Below are 15975 nucleotides of genomic sequence, written 5' to 3' on the forward strand. Positions count from 1 at the left end.
GGGGCACTAGGCTGCCGATATGACCTACGACCTCCACGGACGCACGCAGCGATTGGAACTCGCCGACCAGAACCTACGTGACTTCGAGGCCGTGGTCCTGGACGCCACGCCAGAGGGGATCGTGCTGAGCCGGTCGGCATTCTATCCGGGTGGCGGTGGCCAGCCGGCGGATCACGGAGTTCTGATCTGGCAGGGCGTGGAGACGCGCGTCGTGGGGGTGCGCAAGGGCGACGACCTGGAGCTGATCCCGGCCGAGGGCGACCCGATCCCGCCCGCCGGCACCACGGTCCGGGCGGCGGTGGCCGACGAGCGGCGCTCGGCCCTCATGCGTACGCACTCGGGCCTGCACGTGCTGTGCGGCGTGGTGTTCCGCGACTACGGCTGCCTCGTCACCGGCGGCAACATGGACGAGCTCAGCGCGCGGATGGACTTCAACCTGCCCGAGGTGCCGCCCGGGTTCAAGGAGGCCGTGGAGGACGCCTGCAACGCCGAGATCGTCGCCGACCGGCGCATCGACGTACGGGTCCTGCCGCGCGGGGAGGCGTTCGAGATCCCCGACATCATCCGCACGGCCACCAACCTGGTGCCGGAGACCGTGCAGGACGTGCGCATCGTGGACATCGTCGGCCTGGACACGCAGGCCGACGGCGGCACCCACGTGGCCTCCACCAAGCAGATCGGGCACATCAAGGTCGCCAAGATCGAGAGCAAGGGGCGCGGCTTCCGCCGCCTGCGCATCCAGATCTCCGACTAGTCCGCCGGAGGTCGCGGGCCCGGGAGTGTTCAGCGAGCGGCAAATCACATCTAGCCGGATTGAAGAGTACGAACCGCTACGATGTGCCGCCATGACGGGTATCAGACTCACCTTGGCCGCCCTGGGCGCCGCCGCGCTGGCGCTGACCGCCGCCCCCGCGGCGACAGCGGAGGCAGGGATCACGGACGAAGTGACGCTGACCCTCGGCAAGGACGGCACCCTGCACGTCGTGGAGAAGATCACCGGGGCGGCCGCGGGTCTCAGGCGCACGTTCATCACCAGGACGCGGTACGACGACGACAACGACCGTCTCTACCAGGTCTCGAACGTCAAGGGCGGCACGCTCGCGGGCGACGTGCTCACCGTCACGGGGCAGACCGTCGAATACGACGTCAAGGGCGCGGTCACCCCCTCGGGAAGCGTCGAGGAGCTGCGCTGGTTCGCGGTGAACGGCTGGAACCAGCCGGTCGCCCAGGCCACCGTCACGGTGAGCGGCCCCGGGCAGGTGCGCAACCTGTCCTGCTTCGCCGGCGAGCTCACCTCGGCCATCGGCTGCACCTCGGCGTCCATGGACCACACGGCCACCCAGGCCACGTTCGAGCAGCAGAACCTCGCGCCCGGCCAGGCCCTGACCGTGGTCGTCGGCTACGCCAAGGGGTCCAGCCAGGGCGCGCCCATCCTGGAGCGGCGCTTCTCGCTGGCCTCCGCCTTCACCCTGGACACCGTCACCGGCGGCGCCCTGGCCGCCCTGCTGGTGCTGATGCTCGGCGGGATCGGCCTGCTCTACTGGACGCGGGGCCGCGACGCCAGGGTCGCGGGGCACGAGCAGGGTCCCGCCAGCCCGGTGCAGAACGGTCACTTCTCCCCGCCCGACGGGGTACGGCCGGGCCAGATCGGCACCCTCGTGGACGAGCAGGCCGACGTGGTCGACGTGACCGCCACCATCGTGGACCTCGCCGTACGGGGCTACCTGCGGATCGACGAGCAGCCCAGGCAGACGTACGACGCGCCCGACTGGATGCTGGTCCGGCTGCCGAACGCGCCCGTCAACGCCCTCCTGCCGTACGAACGCGCGCTCTACGACGCCATCTTCGAGGGCCGGGACGCGGTGCTGCTGTCGCAGCTGTCCGGTTCGTTCGCCAGCCATCTGGGCAAGGTGCGCGACGCCCTCTACGCGGACGTGGTCAAGCAGGGCTGGTTCGCCCGCCGGCCCGACACCGAGCGCACCCGGTGGACGACGATCGGCGTGGTGCTCATCGGCGTGGGGCTGCTGGCCACCGTCGCGCTGGCCTGGTTCACCACGTACGGGCTGCTCGGTCTGGCCGTGGTCATCGCGGGCGGCGCGCTGGCCATCGGCGGCCAGTACATGCCGGCCAAGACGGCCAAGGGTTCGGCGGCGCTGGCGCACACGATGGGCTTTCGCCAGTACCTGTTCTCCGGGGAGCTGGGGGAGGTGCCCGAGCAGCACCGGGTGGAGCTGTTCTCCCGCTATCTGCCCTATGCCGTGATCTTCGACGGGGTGGAGCACTGGTCGCGGGTGGTGGCCTCGGTCACCGGGAACGGGCACCAGTCGGACAACCTGTACTGGTATCACGGGCCGGCGGAGTGGGACCTGTCCAAGTTCGCCGGGTCCATGCGGACCTTCACCACGACGACCTCGGGGGCCATCTCCGCCACCCGCCAGTTCCGCAGCCTCTGAATCCGCCGCTCTCAGGCCATGCGGGGCATGGCCCGGCTGTTGTGCAGGATGCGGAAGCGCCCGTCGGCCCCGGGGTCGAGGAAGATGACGTCCCGGTGCTCGCCGCGGTCCGACCCGACCTCGACGAAGCGGACATCGTCGAGCGCGGCCAGCTCCGTGACGGGATTGGTGACCAGCGCCTCGACGGCCGCGACCCGCGGGATGACGGTCATGGTCAGCGGTCCCTGCCCGTCGTGGCCGATCCTGATGGTGGCCACTCCCATGTCGAAGTCGCCGACGTACCGGCCGGGGTCGCTGAGCGGGGCGGCGGCGGGAGGCGTCACCGGGGCGGGCGCGCGCACGCCGGCGAGCTCGGCCAGCAGCGGGTGGACCAGGTCCGCGTGGAGGGCCTCGGCGCCTCCGCCGTTGGTCAGCAGCACCACGGCCACGTCCGCCTCCGGGACCATGCGCAGGTAGGCGTACTGCCCGATCGTCGACCCTGCGTGGCCGAGCACCGTGCCGCCGTCCCAGCCGTGCCGCTCCATGCCCAGGCCGTACGAGCCGGGGAAGGCGGACAGCGGCGGCGGGGCCGACTGGTGGGTGCGCATGGCCTCGGCCGAGTCGCGTGAGAGCAGGCGCGCGTCGTCGCGGGCGAGCCCGTGGCGCAGGTGCAGGCGGGCGAACTCCAGCAGGTCGGCGGCGCTCATGGCGAGCCCGCCCGCGGGGTCGAGCGCCCGCGGGAGCGCCCAGGCCGGAGCCGGGCCTGGCGTCCCCGCGACCTCGACGTGGCCGACCGCGGTGCGGTGCAGGAGGGCCTGCTCCGGCAGGGTGACAACGGTCCCCAGTCCGAGCGGCCCGGCCAGCCACCGCCGCACCATCGGGCCCCAGGACTCGCCCCTCAGCACCTCGGCCAGGCGGCCGAGAACGACGAACCCGGCGTTGTTGTAGGAGAACAGCGTGCCGGGCTCGGTGACCTGGGCCGCGCCGGACAGGTTGGCCACGAGGGCGGCCACGGCGCCCTCGTCCCTGCCGTAGTCGGTGAGATCCTCCCCGGCGAACCCCGCGGTGTGCGCCAGCAGGTGACGGACGGTGACGTGCGCCGCGGCCGTCTCGTCGGCGAGCGCGAAGGCCGGGAGGTACGCGCGGACCGGCCGGTCGAGATCCAGTAACCCCTCGTCCACGAGCTGCATGACCAACGTGGCCGTCCACGTCTTGGTGACCGATCCGATCTGGAAGACCGAGTCCGGGGTGACCGCGACGCCGGTGCGGGTGTTGAGCACGCCGGTGGCCGCCTCGACGACGGCCCCGTCGTGCAGGACGGCGAGCACGGCGCCCGGGACCCCGTGCCGCTCGGCCTGCGTGGTCAGGCGCTCCCGCAGGTCTGACGTGGTGATGCTCACAGCGGTCCTCCCCTTGTCAATTGATTCCATATTTAAGACCATAGCCAATAATGGAGTCAATGGCGCGCTACGATTCCGCAAGGGCGGCGATCGTCGGGGAAGGACGCATGTGAGCGATGTCGGTGTGCTGCACCCGGTCCGGATCCGGGTGGCACAGATCCTGGCACTCGGCCCGCACACCGGGACCCAGCTGCGCCAGGCGCTGCCGGACGTTCCGTACAGCAGCCTCTACCGGCACGTTCGCTGGCTGCTTGAGGCGGGCGTCGTCCGCGTCGCCGGTGAGCGCAAGGTGCGCGGAGCCGTCGAGCACACCTACGAGCTGGACGAGAACGCGGTCCAGGGGGCGGTGCCCGACCCCGCGGCGCTGTCCGCCGACGATCACGAGCGGGCGGTGACCGCGTTCGTGACGGGCCTGATGGCGCAGGCGCACGCCTACCTGGAGAGCGAGCCGGAGGATCCGGTCACCCAGGGGCTCACCTACGTGTCGGCGCACGTGTGGGTGGACGACGAGGAGCTCGCCCGCCTCCGGGCGCGCCTGCGGGAGCTGATCGACCCCCTCGTGCACACCACCCCCGGCCCGGGGCGGCGGCAGATCACCCTGGGCGTCGTCGCGATCCCCCAGCCGGGCGAGCCCCAGCCCTAGAGCGTCGTCAGATCATCTCCCTGAGCACGTCGTCGGCCGGGGTGGCCCCCACGCCGAGAATCTTCTCCGTCTCGGACCAGTCCACGACGAACGGCCGGCCGGGCTTGGTCAGCACCTCGTGCATCTCGGCCCAGAACGGCGCGGTGAGCGCGAGCAGGGCCAGGTCGCGTTCGGTCATCTGCTCCATCCGCGGCCTCGGCGCCCCCGCGAGCTCGGCCAGCCGCCCGGCCAGCTCCCGCACCGACAGGGTCGCGGTCGGCACGTGCCAGGCCCGGCCGTAGGCCTGCTCGTCGCGGCTCGCGGCGACCAGCGTGCGCGCGGTGTCGCCGATCGCCGAGTAGCTGTGCGGCACGTCGAGCTCCTGCGGAACCAGGACGAGAGTGCCGTCGAGGACCTGCCGCCGCACCATGAGGCTGAACACCGAGTAGGCGCCGGCGCCGTAGAACTGGCCGGCCCGCACCTCGGTGACCCGCACTCCGGAGGCGGCGGCCTCCTCCCACACCCGGGCCCTGCTGCGCCCCTTGGGCCCGGTGGCGGCCAGCGGGAAGTCCGGCCGGATCGGCCCGTCCACCGGCCCGTAGGCGTAGAGGTTGCCGAGCATGACGTAGCGGACGCCGGTCCGCCGCACCGCGGTGAGCAGCGCCGCCGACAGGGCCGGGAACTGCTCCGGCCAGGTGTGGTACGCCGGCGCGGCCGTGGTGAACAGCGTGTCCGCCCCTTCCGCCAGCTCGGTGAGCCGGTCGGCGTCGGTCGCGTCGGCGGCGACCCTCTCGACGAGCGGGTGCTCGGGCCCGCCACCCGTACGGCTGATCATTCGTACCCGCTCGCCGTCCTCGGCCAGCAGCAGAGCGGTCTTCGACGCGGCGGCCCCGCGACCCACGATCACCTGAAATCTCATGATGACAACGGTGCCGACCCGCGGCCTCGTACGATAGTGGCCGGAATGCCTACTATCCGGAGGATCTGGCCATGCATCGCGTCGCCGTGGTCGTCGTGCTCCCCGTGCTGAGCTTCGACGTCTCGATCCCGCTCATGGTGTTCAACAGCGTCGCCGACTATGAGGTGCGCGTCTGCACGGCCCGGCCCGGCTCGCTGGCGACCGTCGGCGGCCCCGCCATCGTGGTGCCGGACGGCCTGGACACGGTGGCGGGCGCCGACACGGTGATCGCCGTGGGCAGCGGCGGCGAGCAGGCTCCCCCGGCCGTCCTCGACGCCCTGCGCGAGGCCGCGTCCGGCGGGGCGCGCATCGCTTCCCTGTGCACGGGCGCGTTCGTGCTGGCCCAGGCCGGCCTGCTGGACGGGCGGCGGGCCACCACCCACTGGGGACTGGCCGGCGACCTCGCCACCGGCTTCCCGGCGGTCGACGTCCAGCCCGACCTGCTCTTCGTCGAGGACGGCGGCATCTACACCTCGGCGGGCGCCGCCGCCGCCATCGACCTGTGCCTGCACCTGGTCAGGCTCGACTACGGCGCCGCGGTCGCCAACGCCGCCGCGCGGCTCGCGGTCGTCCCGCCCCTACGGCCGGGCGGCCAGGCGCAGTTCATCGAGACCCCGCTGCCTCCCGAGCGCGGCACCTCGCTAGCCGCCACCCGGGCCTGGGCGCTCGCCCACCTCGACCGCCCGCTCACCCTGGCCGACCTGGCCGCGCACGCCGGCACCAGCGTACGGACCCTGACCAGGCGCTTCCACGCGGAGACCGGGACGAGCCCGCTGCAGTGGCTGCTGTTGCGGCGCATCGACCGGGCCAGGGAACTGCTGGAGACGACCGGGCTGTCCATGGACCACGTGGCCGGGCGGAGCGGGCTGGGCAGCGCCGACTCCCTGCGCAAGCACATGATCGCCCGGGTCGGGCTCACGCCCACGGCCTACCGAGCGGGCTTCACCCGGGTGCCCACCGCCTGACGTCAGCGGATCCGCAGCTCACCGACCGGGCGGCCGCCGCCGAGCACCTGCGGGGTGCCCAGCTCGGCCAGCTCGGGCGCGTCCAGGCCGAGGGAGCGCAGGGCCGCCACCGTGACCGCGACGCGGGCCCGCGCGCCACCGTCCTCGATCTTGACGGTGCCCGCGCGCCCGTCCTCGAACACGAACGCGTCGAACGCCTCCGCCCCCGACTTCAGCATGAGCCCGGGGATCGCGCGCATCAGCCTGGCCTCGGGCCGGTCGGTGCCCGAGGTCCACTCGGGGTGGGCGGTCATGGCGTCGAAGATCTTGCGCTCGTACGAGTCGGGCGAGGACTTCGGGAACGCCCGGAACGCCTTGGTCACCCCCAGCATCGACACGAAGAACAGCGGCGCCCCGCATCCGTCCACGCCCGAGGCGGCGACCCGCTCGCCCGTCAGCTCCTCGACCGTCTCCCTGATCGCCCGCTGCAGCGGGTGCATGGGGGCGGTGTAGGTGTCCAGCGGCCAGTCGTTCAGCGCGCAGGTGGCCAGCATGGCGGCGTGCTTTCCGGAGCAGTTCATGTAGATCCGGCCGCGCTCGGTCACCGCCCGGTCGAACGGGTAGTCCTCGGGACACAGCAGTGCCTCCTCCGACAATCCCGCCCCCGCCAGGATCTTCCTGGCGCCGTCCACGTGGAACGGCTCGCCCGAGTGCGAGCCACAGGCCAGCGCGAGCAACTCCCCTTCCAGCCGCAACCCGGCACGCAACATGCCGAGTGCCTGCAGCGGCTTCATCGACGACCGTGGCGAGGCGGGAACGTGGACCGCGCCCCGGGTCTCGACCGGGCGCCCTGCCTCGTCCACGGTGAACATGCGCGCCTGATGCGTGGACTCCACGAACCCGGACCGGACAACTTCCACAACCATCGACATTGAGCTCTCCCCTTTCCGGCACGAGTCTACGAACGGCGATTTCTACGCCAGAATGGGATCCCATGCGAGCGGTTGTGCAGCGGGTGAGTTCGGCGTCGGTCGAGGTCGAGGGGCGGGTCGTCGGGGCGGTCGACGAGCCGGGGCTGCTCGTCCTGGTGGGTGTCACGCACACGGACACGCCCGCCGAGGCCGCCAGACTCGCCGCCAAGCTGTGGGGGCTGCGCATCCTGCACGGCGAGAAGTCCTGCTCGGACGTGTCGGCGCCGCTCCTGGTGATCAGCCAGTTCACGCTCTACGGCGACGCGCGCAAGGGCCGCCGCCCCACGTGGCAGGCGGCCGCCCCGGGCCCCGTCGCCGAACCGCTGGTCGACGCCGTGGTGGCGGAGCTGCGGGCGCTGGGCGCGCACGTGGAGACGGGCGTCTTCGGCGCCGACATGAAGGTGTCCCTGGTCAACGACGGCCCGATCACGCTGATCCTGGACGTGTGACCGCCCCCCGCGAGCGCGACCTCGGGCGGATGACCGCGCCCGGCGACCAACGTCGGACGAGTGACCGCGCCCGGCGGCCGGGGTCTCAGCGGAGGCGGCGGCGCAGGCTCGGGTCGATGGAGACGTTGCGCCCGGCGTCCGGCGGCACGACGATCTCCTGAGCGGCGGCCACCCCACCGGCCAGCAGCGGCGCGTCCACCGGCACCGTCCGCTTGATCACGGCCAGCGCGATCGGCCCGAGCTCGTAGTGCCGGGCGGCCGAGCCCACCACCCCGACCTCCTGGCTCTCGAAGACCACCGGAGCCCCGTGCGGAGGCAGCGTGTCGACGCTCCCGTCGAGGTGCAGGAACACCAGCCGCCGCGGCGGATGCCCCAGGTTGTGCACCCGGGCGACGGTCTCCTGACCGCGGTAGCAGCCCTTGGACAGGTGCACGGCCGACCCGATCCACCCCACTTCGTGCGGGATCGTCTTGTGGTCGGTGTCGAGCCCCAGCCGCGGCCGGTGCGCCTCGATCCGCAGCGCCTCGTAAGCCCACAGCCCCGCCGGCCGCTTGCCCAGATGCTCCGGCAGCTCGGCCCGCGGCACCAGGAAGTCCTCATCGGCCGTGGACAGCACGGCCAGGTCGTCAGCCCGCGACACCTCGACCCGCAGCATGAACCGCATGCGGTCGAGATAGTCGATCAGGCTCTGCGCGGTGCCCGGCTCGACGTGGGCCAGCACGCTCTCACCATCGTCGACCAGCGTCAGGTGGTGCAGCACGTGGCCCTGCAGGTCGAGGTCGAGCGTCTGGGTCCACTGCCCGGGGGCCAGTTGGTCGAGCTTTTGCGAGGTCAGGTCGTTGAGCCATTTCAGCCGGTCGGCGCCGGAGACGCGGACCACCTCGCGATTGCTGCGGTCGACGACCGCCTCGCCCTTGGCCAGCGCACGCTGCTCGGCGAACAGGTCGCCGTAATGCCCGGCTATGTCGGAATCCGGTTCGTCGGCGGGAACCGCACCGGGAAGGTCGAGCAGAGGGCTACGCATGCCTCCAGGCTAGCGGCAGTTGCGGCAACGCCCGAAAACGGTCAGGTGATGCACGTCGGCGACGAACCCCAGCTCCTTGTCCAGCGCGTTGACCAGCCCCTCCGCCATCTCGGGGCGCACCTCGAACACCTCGTCGCACCCCCGGCACACCAGGTGGACGTGGTCGGCCTCGGCGGCCAGATGGTAGGTCGGCGCGCCGTGCCCGAGGTGGGTGTGGGTGACCAGGCCGAGCTCCTCAAGCAGCTCCAGCGTGCGGTAGACCGTCGAGATGTTGACGCCGCGGGCGGTCTCGCGGACCTTGACGCAGATCTCCTCGGGAGTGGCGTGCTCCAGCTCCTTGACCGCCTCCAGGACGAGCTGACGCTGGGGAGTGACCCGGTAGCCCTTCGCACGAAGTTCTTCGTGCCATTGCGTCTCGGTCATGTTCCCGAGTCTAGGGGCACATTCCGCCCCTTGCGGGGGCCCTCCGGACGGTCTGGTGAATATTCACTTGCCCCCTTCGCGGCCGAGCGCATAACTTCTTGGGTACGCGGAAAGGAGGTGGTCCGAATAATGGTGAGTCATAGTCGGGCTAGCGAGGTGGTTGTCCGCTAACGGCGCGGACTGTTGTCTCGTGTCGTTCGCGAATTCGAGGCAACCACCGGGGCCCCTGGCAGCCGGAGGCGGGATCCCATCCCGACCATGGTCCATCCGGCCCGCTTGCGTCGCAGGCGGAGTGATGCCCGGGGCCCTTTTTCATGCACGGCACCGTCGAGGCCGACCGCTCAGTGCTCTCCCCTGGCGGTGAGGCCGAGCCGGTCGCAGGCTTCCCGGTAGAGGCGCACCACGGCCCCGCGCACCTGGGCCCGCTCGGTCAGCCTCTCGCCCCAGGGCACCCGCACCCGCTCCCCGCCGTCCACCGTGAACTCGATCGCCTCGGCGTCGACGTCGCTCGTCACGGCCGAGGTGGCCGCGGGCCGCCCGCCGAGCGCGCGTACGATGATCAGCGAGTCGTCGGCGTGGTCGTCGTTCATGTGGCGCTTGATCGCCGCGACGGCGTCAGGGGTGAAGGGGTCGCTCATTCAGGCCACCCTCTTCAGCACCGCCGACATGTGGTCGGTGAGCGGGTGGCCCACGGCCGCCATCTCGTAGGCCCACGCGAGATTGCCCTCGGCCAGGCCATAGAGGCGGTGGCCCGCGGTGTATTCCTTGGCCGAGGCGGTGCGGGCGACCACGTCCGTACGGAGCTCGATCTTGTGGAAGACCACCTCGCCGATGTAGATCTCGACGATCCCGGTCGGGTGCGACAGCACCACCTCGATCTGCCGGTCCGGCTGCGGCCGCCAGTAGCCCGACTCGGTGGCGAGCGGCCTGACCCGGTTTCCCGACTCGTCGAGCAGCCAGGTGCGGCTCACGTAGGTCAGGAACGGCTTGCCGTTGTGCCCGAACTCGATCTCCTGCCCGAAGTTGAAGCTCTCGATCGTCGGGTAGCCGCCCACGCCGGCGCCTTCCCACCGGCCGAGCAGGAACGCGATCGGCTCCAGGTCGGGGTGCACTTCAGGTTCTTCCATGGCTCTCAAGGGTAGCGGCGGCGCGCGCGGCCCAGGCCCCCCGCGGACGGCGTGGGTAGCCGGTATTGTCGGCCTGGACCAGACGGGGCTTTCGCCCGGCGATGGGGCGAGTCGCCGGGGGGATGGCCGAGGAACATGAGCATCCAGCGGACGGTGACGGGCATGGCACGATCATTGGTGATCAAGGTGACCGCGGGGGCGGACGCCCCGGAGCGGTGCAACCAGGCGTTCACGGTGGCGGCCACGGCGCTGGCGAGCGGCGTGCCGGTCTCCTTGTGGCTGACCGGCGAGTCGTCGTGGTTCGCGCTGCCCGGCCGGGCCAAGGAGTTCGCCCTGCCGCAGGCCGCGCCGCTGACCGACCTGCTCGAGGCCGTGCTGGCGGGGGGCCGGGTGACGCTCTGCACCCAGTGCGCGGCGCGCAGGAACATCACCATGGACGACGTCATCGACGGCGTCCGCATCGCGGGCGCCCCCGCGTTCGTCGAGGAGATCCTGGGCGAGGGAGTCCAGGCCCTGGTCTACTGACCGGACCTGCCCCCTCGGCAGCGGTCAGCCGGGCCGGACCGCCGCCAGGCGCTCCTGGCGCAGGGCCTCGTAGGCGGAGTCGTCGAGCGGGGCCAGCGGGCCCACCCGCCACGACAGCAGCAGGTCGGCCAGTGCGGGGTTGCGGGCCAGGGCCGGGCCGTGCAGGTAGGTGCCCACCACGTGTCCCGCGTAGCAGCCCTCGAAGCCGTCGCCGTTGCCCACGCCCACCAGCGTCCTCGACAGGGGCTTGACGCCGGGGCCCAGCCGGGTGACGCCCATGTGGTTCTCGAAGCCGGTCAGGGTGGGCAGGTTGAGCCCGGCGTCCACCTCGGCCACCAGCTCGCCCACCGCGCGGGCGGGGCCGCGGGTGCTGGCGATGTCCAGCAGGCCGATGCCGTCCACCGGCTGGCCCTCCTCGCCGCCGAACGTGCTGCCCATGATCTGGTATCCGGCGCACACCGCCAGCATGGCGGCGCCCCTGGCGATGGCGCGGTGCAGGCCGCCGTCCTTGCGCAGCCGCGCGGCGGCCAGGATCTGCGGGCGGTCCTCGCCGCCGCCGATGAGGTAGATGTCGCCGCCCTCCGGCACGGGGTCCGCCGAGCGTACGTGGATCGTCTCCGTCTCGATGCCCCGCAGGCGGGCCCGCTGCTCCAGGACGAGCACGTTGCCCTGGTCTCCGTAGGTGCTCAGCAGGTCGGGGTAGATCCAGACGATGCTGAGGGCGCTGTCAGACGGCACGACCGAACTCCGATCGGATCAGCTGGAAGGCGGTGTAGTTGGCGATCACGTCCACCCGGCCGGGCGGCTGCATGGCCAGTGCCTCGGTGAACGTACGGCACAGCGTGAACGGCACCTCCGCCACCTCCAGCCGCAGCGCGAGGTCGAGGCGGCGCTCGCCAGTGACGAAGACGGGACGGCCGCGCAGGATGCGGTAGTCGACGTCCCACAGCCACGAGGTGTCGCGGCCGTCGGGGCCCTGCGCGTTGACCGACAGGATGATCGGCAACTGCGGATCGGCGACGTCGAACGCCTCCAGCCAGCCCGCCGGGTTCTTCGACAGCAGCAGCCGCGCCTGCCGGCCGTCACGCTCGACGGTGGTGTAACGGCCCGCCACCGAGGTGACCTCGCGGAGCCGGGGCAGCGCCCGCTCCACCGGCATCCCGAACGCCTCCGCCACCGCCAGCGCCATCACCGCGTTGGAGCGGTTGGCCTGCCCGGGCAGCTGGATGTCGAGCCGCCACCGCTGCCCCCGCGGGTCGATCGCCGAGTCGTCGTCGAGCGACCACTGCGGCTCCGGCCGGTGGAACGTGCACTCCCGGCACGCCCAGTCGGCGTCCTTGCGGTCGAGCGGCCCCCCGCACTCGGGGCAGCACCAGGAGTCCTCCTTCCACCGCTGGCCCCCGGCCACCCAGGTGACCTTGGCGGCCGTCGACGCGCCCCAGGTCACGAGCGGGTCGTCGCAGTTGGCGATGACGTGGGTGGGCTTGCCGGACAGCGCCCTGCGCCACTTCTGCGCGAGCAGCCAGATCTCGGCGGCGCGGTCCATCTGGTCGCGGCTGAGGTTCATCAGGCACATGACGCCGGCGCCCGTCGTGTTGAGCACCTCGGGCAGGTATTTCTCGTCCACTTCGAGCACGCCGTAAGGAGCGCCCTTGTGCTGGGAGAGCGCGGAGACGTGCCCGGCGGGCATGTTGGCGCCGAAGGCGTTGGTGGCCACCTCGCCCAGTTCGAGCAGGGCCGATGTGATCAGTCTGGTGGTCGTGGTCTTGCCGTTGGTGGCGCTGACCAGGGCCAGCTTGCGGTCGCGGGCCAGCTGGCGCAGGAGGTCGGGCTCTAGGAGCAGGCCGACCCGCCCGCCGATGACGGAGCCGTCACCGCGCCCGGTCATCCTGGACAGCGTGGCGGCGCTGCGGCCCAGAGCGCTGGCGAGTTGAGCCCGCAGAGGAAGCTGGGTCATGCCCAAGGATCCTAGTCGGCCTTGGCCCTTGGTCTGGAGACGCACACGAAAACGCGACACGGGGCGGCGCCGCCGGCCACATGGCCGCCGCGTTCCGAAGAGGCCCCTGAGGCCCTCAGAGGCCCGCTCAGGGCCGCGCGGGGGCCGGGCCGCCCGGCCCCCGTGGACGGGTTCAGGTGGGCGACGGGGCGTCGGCGAAGGCTATTTCCGGGGCGCCGCCGTGGTCGAAGGGCAGGACGAAGCGGCGCGGCCACGACAGCACCGTCTCCAGCCACCCGGCCCCCATCGTCTGCCCCACGTGCCTGACCCGGGCCGACGCCTCGATCCCGATCGCCACCGTCGTGATGTCGCGCTGCACCCCTTCGCTCTCGTCGTCCCCCAGGATCACCCGCCACGCCAGCGCCCGGTTGTGGTCGACCTCCATCGACAGCGGATGGTGGCGCAGCGCCTTGGCCCGGTGGCCGAGCAGCTCGGTGTGGACGAGGTCGTAGGAGGTGGCGCCGTTCGGCTGGCGGAACAGGGCGTACTCCATGGGCGGCGCCGGGCTGCGCAGGTCGGGGGCCGGCCGGCCGTAGGGGAAGAGCCGGTCGACCTCGTGCAGCCAGCGCACCTGCGGGATGACCCAGCCCGCCCCGGGGCGCTCCCCGCCGCCGGAGGTCCCCGACAGCAACCGCGTGGCCGTCTCCGCCGCCTGCTCCGTGAGCAGCGCCGGGTCGAACCAGCTCCGCAGCGACCAGGCGCGCCGCTGCACCGACCGCTCGATCAGCGTGGCCAGCAGGCACTCCCGGCGCCGGGCCGGCAGGTCGGACCAGGCGGCCGTCAGGACGCGCGGCACCCCGGGCAGCGGCCGGTTGCTGACGAAGGCGAGCACCACCGTGTCGCACCAGATGCGCAGCCACGCCCAGTCCGGCGAGTCGGCCAGCACGTCGGCCTCGCGCAGCTCGACGAGGGTGCACGCCTGGCCGGTACGGCACTGCGCGCCGCACGCCGCCGACCTGCGTCCGCGGATGGGCGGGGGCGGGCCGGGGAGCGTCTTCTCCCTGGACTCCCCGAGCGGTACGCGGACCCGCAGCGGGCGGTCCATGCCGTCGGCGAAGACCGCGGCCGAGCCCGGCTGCAGGGACACCACGTGGCGGGACTGCTCGTCGCTGAGGTTCATGGCGGCGCCGACGAGGTTCCTGTCGTCCTCGGCGGGGAGCCGGTGCACGACCTTCAGCGCGGTGTTCTTGACCACGTCGGAGACGAGCTTGGTGGGGATCTGCTCGGCCACCACGATGCCCTCGCCGTACGCCCTGATCTCGGCGAGCAGGCCCGCCAGCAGCTCGACGGCGTGGGTGGAGGCCCGCCCGTGGCCGCGGTCGCGCAGCAGCCGGTGCGCCTCCTCGATCACGATGACGTGGCGCAACTCGGCGGACTTCTCCTTCCTGGCCCGCATGCGCAGGTGCTCGACGATCCTGATGATCAGCGTGCCCATGAGGAACGCCTTGTCCTCGTCGTTGGCCACGTCCTCGATCGCCAGCACCACGTTCCGCTTCAGCAGGCCGCCGATGTCGGCGGGGTGGCCGCCCTCGAAGAAGCGCCCGGCCGAGCCGACGCGCAGCGACCGCAGCCGGAGCGAGATGAAGCCCTCGACGTCGGCCTGCACCTCGCGGCCGTAGCCGATCTCCTTGATCACGTCCATGGCGTGGTGCTGGAGCTGTTCGAGGGTGGGCACGCTGGGCGGGACGTTGGCGCCGGGGACGGCGCCGCCGGTGACGACGTCCCAGCCGGTGGCCTCGTAGACGCGCTGCAGGGCCAGCGACATGATCTGCGGGAACGGCTCCTCGGCGTCGAACGCGGCCATGAACAGCGCCCGCACCATGTCGATGTGGGCCTGGACGGGATAGCCGGGCTCGGGTTCGAGCGGGTTGATGCTGAACGGCACGCCGTCGGGGGCCGAGGGGTTGATGACCGTGAGGGGGTCGTCGATGCGGCCGGCCATGGCGGCGTACTCGGACTTGGCGGGCTCGATGGCCAGCCAGGGGATGGCGGCCCGGCTGAGCTGCTCCAGCAGGTGCCTGACGGTCTGCGACTTGCCGGAGCCGGTGGCCCCGGTGACGAACGCGTGCCTGTTGAGCGTGGCCAGCGGCACCCGGAACGAGCCGACGCCCCGGTCCTGGCCGTCGAGGATCTCGCCCAGCTCCAGCTCGCCGCCGTCGGTCTCGGAGGTCACGTCGAAGAAGCCGGAGTCGAGCACGCGTACCCCGGGGACCTCCCGCCGGGGCAGCCCGGCCAGCGCGGCCAGGGCGCCGGCGGTCGCCGCGAACGGGGCCGCGGCGCCGTCGGCCGGGTCCTGCATGGTGATCGCCAGCGCCTCCGACAGCGCGTAGACGGCGCCGTGCGCGCTGCGCAGCCGGTAGGGGTGGTGGCTCATCTCCACCGACCCGACCAGTACGGGCGCGATCTGCCGCAGTTCCTCGGCCGTGGCGCCGCCGGCCAGCACCCGGACGTTCCAGAGCCCCGCCTCGCGGAACGCGTCGAGCTCCTGCATGCGGCGCTCGGCCCGCTCGGCGTCGAAGCGGGAGCGCTCGGAGGCGTCCCCGTACTGCCGCAGCACGTTGAGCTGGGTACGCAGGTGCGCCACCTCGGCGTCGAGCAGGTCGGTCGGCTCGGCCACCACCAGCCAGGCGAACGGCCGGGACATGAGCGTGACCAGCGTCGACTCGAACAGGGTCGGCCGCCGCAGCTCGTCCGGCTCGCGTCCCCTGTTGCCCAGCGGCGGCGCCTGGCGGCCGGGACACGGGGTCCACACCAGGTCGGCCAGGTCGGCCAGGTACTCCTCGTCGAGCGTGACCCCGCGCGCGCCTCCCGGGAACAGCAGCGGCTGCGGCCCGCTCGGATGGTCGGGCGCGTCGGTCGACCTGCGCGGCTGGCGCGGCGGCGACAACGGCCCCGCGTTGGTGATGAGCTCGAGCGGCGCTCCGGAACCTCGCGACAGCCACCCGATGACGAACGGCCGGTCACGCTGGGCCGCCGACAGCACCGCGGGCAGCACGGTGACGAAATCCCACTCCGCCGACGAGCTTCGCGAAGGCGCCGCGATCGACTGGATTCGATACCAGGGCCCACTCAGCGAGACACTCGGCTGCATTTCATTCCCCCAC

16 protein-coding genes are annotated in these 15975 nt (G+C 72.2%); 6 read left to right on the top strand and 10 right to left on the bottom strand.

Annotation, left to right across the window (positions count from 1 at the left end; all coding sequences use genetic code 11):
• Positions 1–19: 19 nt before the first annotated feature.
• Positions 20–754, top strand: a complete 735-nt coding sequence (locus BLS95_RS14440) for an alanyl-tRNA editing protein (protein ID WP_090931494.1) — start codon at positions 20–22, stop codon at positions 752–754.
• Positions 755–845: 91 nt separating this feature from the next.
• Positions 846–2453: a DUF2207 domain-containing protein gene (locus BLS95_RS14445; RefSeq protein WP_090931495.1), complete on the top strand. Its 1608-nt coding sequence runs from the start codon at positions 846–848 to the stop codon at positions 2451–2453.
• An 11-nt stretch (positions 2454–2464) separates the two neighbouring features.
• Here BLS95_RS14445 and BLS95_RS14450 read toward each other — a convergent pair whose 3' ends face one another.
• Positions 2465–3832 carry a serine hydrolase domain-containing protein gene (locus BLS95_RS14450; RefSeq protein WP_176993183.1) on the bottom strand — a complete coding sequence of 456 codons (1368 nt, stop codon included), beginning with the start codon at positions 3830–3832 and terminating at the stop codon, positions 2465–2467.
• Between the two features lie 109 nt (positions 3833–3941).
• Here BLS95_RS14450 and BLS95_RS14455 point away from each other — a divergent pair, with 109 nt between their 5' ends.
• Positions 3942–4475, top strand: coding sequence for a helix-turn-helix domain-containing protein (locus BLS95_RS14455; RefSeq protein ID WP_176993184.1), 534 nt, complete (start codon positions 3942–3944; stop codon positions 4473–4475).
• A 7-nt stretch (positions 4476–4482) separates the two neighbouring features.
• Here the strand turns inward: BLS95_RS14455 and BLS95_RS14460 are convergent, their stop codons facing one another.
• Positions 4483–5373: an NAD-dependent epimerase/dehydratase family protein gene (locus BLS95_RS14460; protein ID WP_218135764.1), complete on the bottom strand. Its 891-nt coding sequence runs from the start codon at positions 5371–5373 to the stop codon at positions 4483–4485.
• A gap of 71 nt (positions 5374–5444) precedes the next feature.
• Between BLS95_RS14460 and BLS95_RS14465 the strand changes: the two genes are divergently transcribed.
• Positions 5445–6377 (top strand): GlxA family transcriptional regulator, encoded by a 933-nt coding sequence (locus BLS95_RS14465; protein WP_090931499.1) that lies wholly within the window; start codon positions 5445–5447, stop codon positions 6375–6377.
• A gap of 2 nt (positions 6378–6379) precedes the next feature.
• Here the strand turns inward: BLS95_RS14465 and BLS95_RS14470 are convergent, their stop codons facing one another.
• Complete coding sequence (locus BLS95_RS14470) at positions 6380–7288, bottom strand: asparaginase (RefSeq protein WP_176993185.1); 909 nt, start codon at positions 7286–7288, stop codon at positions 6380–6382.
• 62 nt (positions 7289–7350) lie between these two features.
• Between BLS95_RS14470 and dtd the strand changes: the two genes are divergently transcribed.
• Positions 7351–7776 (top strand): D-aminoacyl-tRNA deacylase, encoded by a 426-nt coding sequence (dtd, locus tag BLS95_RS14475; RefSeq protein WP_090931500.1) that lies wholly within the window; start codon positions 7351–7353, stop codon positions 7774–7776.
• A gap of 85 nt (positions 7777–7861) precedes the next feature.
• Here the strand turns inward: dtd and ygfZ are convergent, their stop codons facing one another.
• From ygfZ to BLS95_RS14495, 4 genes are all read right to left on the bottom strand, one after another.
• On the bottom strand, positions 7862–8800 hold the full coding sequence (gene ygfZ, locus BLS95_RS14480; RefSeq protein ID WP_090931501.1) for a CAF17-like 4Fe-4S cluster assembly/insertion protein YgfZ: 939 nt from the start codon (positions 8798–8800) through the stop codon (positions 7862–7864).
• A 9-nt stretch (positions 8801–8809) separates the two neighbouring features.
• Entirely contained in the window at positions 8810–9223 is a 414-nt protein-coding gene (locus BLS95_RS14485; protein ID WP_090931502.1) for a Fur family transcriptional regulator, read from the bottom strand.
• A gap of 341 nt (positions 9224–9564) precedes the next feature.
• Positions 9565–9861, bottom strand: a complete 297-nt coding sequence (locus tag BLS95_RS14490) for a DUF2470 domain-containing protein (RefSeq protein WP_090931503.1) — start codon at positions 9859–9861, stop codon at positions 9565–9567.
• The gene (locus BLS95_RS14495; RefSeq protein ID WP_090931504.1) at positions 9862–10350 is read right to left on the bottom strand and encodes a heme-binding beta-barrel domain-containing protein; all 489 of its coding nucleotides are present in this window, start codon (positions 10348–10350) and stop codon (positions 9862–9864) included.
• Between the two features lie 162 nt (positions 10351–10512).
• Between BLS95_RS14495 and BLS95_RS14500 the strand changes: the two genes are divergently transcribed.
• Positions 10513–10875: a DsrE family protein gene (locus BLS95_RS14500; protein ID WP_090932004.1), complete on the top strand. Its 363-nt coding sequence runs from the start codon at positions 10513–10515 to the stop codon at positions 10873–10875.
• Between the two features lie 24 nt (positions 10876–10899).
• On the opposite strand, the gene BLS95_RS14505 is transcribed toward BLS95_RS14500, so the two are convergent.
• The 3 genes from BLS95_RS14505 to BLS95_RS14515 form a co-directional block, all read right to left on the bottom strand.
• Positions 10900–11613, bottom strand: a complete 714-nt coding sequence (locus tag BLS95_RS14505) for a type 1 glutamine amidotransferase (RefSeq protein ID WP_090931505.1) — start codon at positions 11611–11613, stop codon at positions 10900–10902.
• Positions 11603–12832 carry a Mur ligase family protein gene (locus BLS95_RS14510; protein ID WP_090931506.1) on the bottom strand — a complete coding sequence of 410 codons (1230 nt, stop codon included), beginning with the start codon at positions 12830–12832 and terminating at the stop codon, positions 11603–11605. Before BLS95_RS14510 ends, BLS95_RS14505 begins: the two co-directional genes overlap by 11 nt.
• 172 nt (positions 12833–13004) lie before the next feature.
• Complete coding sequence (locus BLS95_RS14515; RefSeq protein ID WP_090931507.1) at positions 13005–15962, bottom strand: ATP-binding protein; 2958 nt, start codon at positions 15960–15962, stop codon at positions 13005–13007.
• Positions 15963–15975 lie beyond the last annotated feature (13 nt).

This window comes from Nonomuraea jiangxiensis (assembly GCF_900099965.1).
In the GTDB taxonomy this organism is placed as follows: Bacteria; Actinomycetota; Actinomycetes; order Streptosporangiales; family Streptosporangiaceae; genus Nonomuraea; species Nonomuraea jiangxiensis.

Coding starts and splice junctions, on each gene's coding strand:
- BLS95_RS14440 (WP_090931494.1), top strand. CDS start 20: ATGACCTACGACCTCCACGGACGCACGCAGCGATTGGAACTCGCCGAC.
- BLS95_RS14445 (WP_090931495.1), top strand. CDS start 846: ATGACGGGTATCAGACTCACCTTGGCCGCCCTGGGCGCCGCCGCGCTG.
- BLS95_RS14460 (WP_218135764.1), bottom strand. CDS start 5,373: ATGAGATTTCAGGTGATCGTGGGTCGCGGGGCCGCCGCGTCGAAGACC.
- BLS95_RS14465 (WP_090931499.1), top strand. CDS start 5,445: ATGCATCGCGTCGCCGTGGTCGTCGTGCTCCCCGTGCTGAGCTTCGAC.
- BLS95_RS14470 (WP_176993185.1), bottom strand. CDS start 7,288: ATGTCGATGGTTGTGGAAGTTGTCCGGTCCGGGTTCGTGGAGTCCACG.
- dtd (WP_090931500.1), top strand. CDS start 7,351: ATGCGAGCGGTTGTGCAGCGGGTGAGTTCGGCGTCGGTCGAGGTCGAG.
- ygfZ (WP_090931501.1), bottom strand. CDS start 8,800: ATGCGTAGCCCTCTGCTCGACCTTCCCGGTGCGGTTCCCGCCGACGAA.
- BLS95_RS14485 (WP_090931502.1), bottom strand. CDS start 9,223: ATGACCGAGACGCAATGGCACGAAGAACTTCGTGCGAAGGGCTACCGG.
- BLS95_RS14490 (WP_090931503.1), bottom strand. CDS start 9,861: ATGAGCGACCCCTTCACCCCTGACGCCGTCGCGGCGATCAAGCGCCAC.
- BLS95_RS14495 (WP_090931504.1), bottom strand. CDS start 10,350: ATGGAAGAACCTGAAGTGCACCCCGACCTGGAGCCGATCGCGTTCCTG.
- BLS95_RS14500 (WP_090932004.1), top strand. CDS start 10,513: ATGGCACGATCATTGGTGATCAAGGTGACCGCGGGGGCGGACGCCCCG.
- BLS95_RS14510 (WP_090931506.1), bottom strand. CDS start 12,832: ATGACCCAGCTTCCTCTGCGGGCTCAACTCGCCAGCGCTCTGGGCCGC.
- BLS95_RS14515 (WP_090931507.1), bottom strand. CDS start 15,962: ATGCAGCCGAGTGTCTCGCTGAGTGGGCCCTGGTATCGAATCCAGTCG.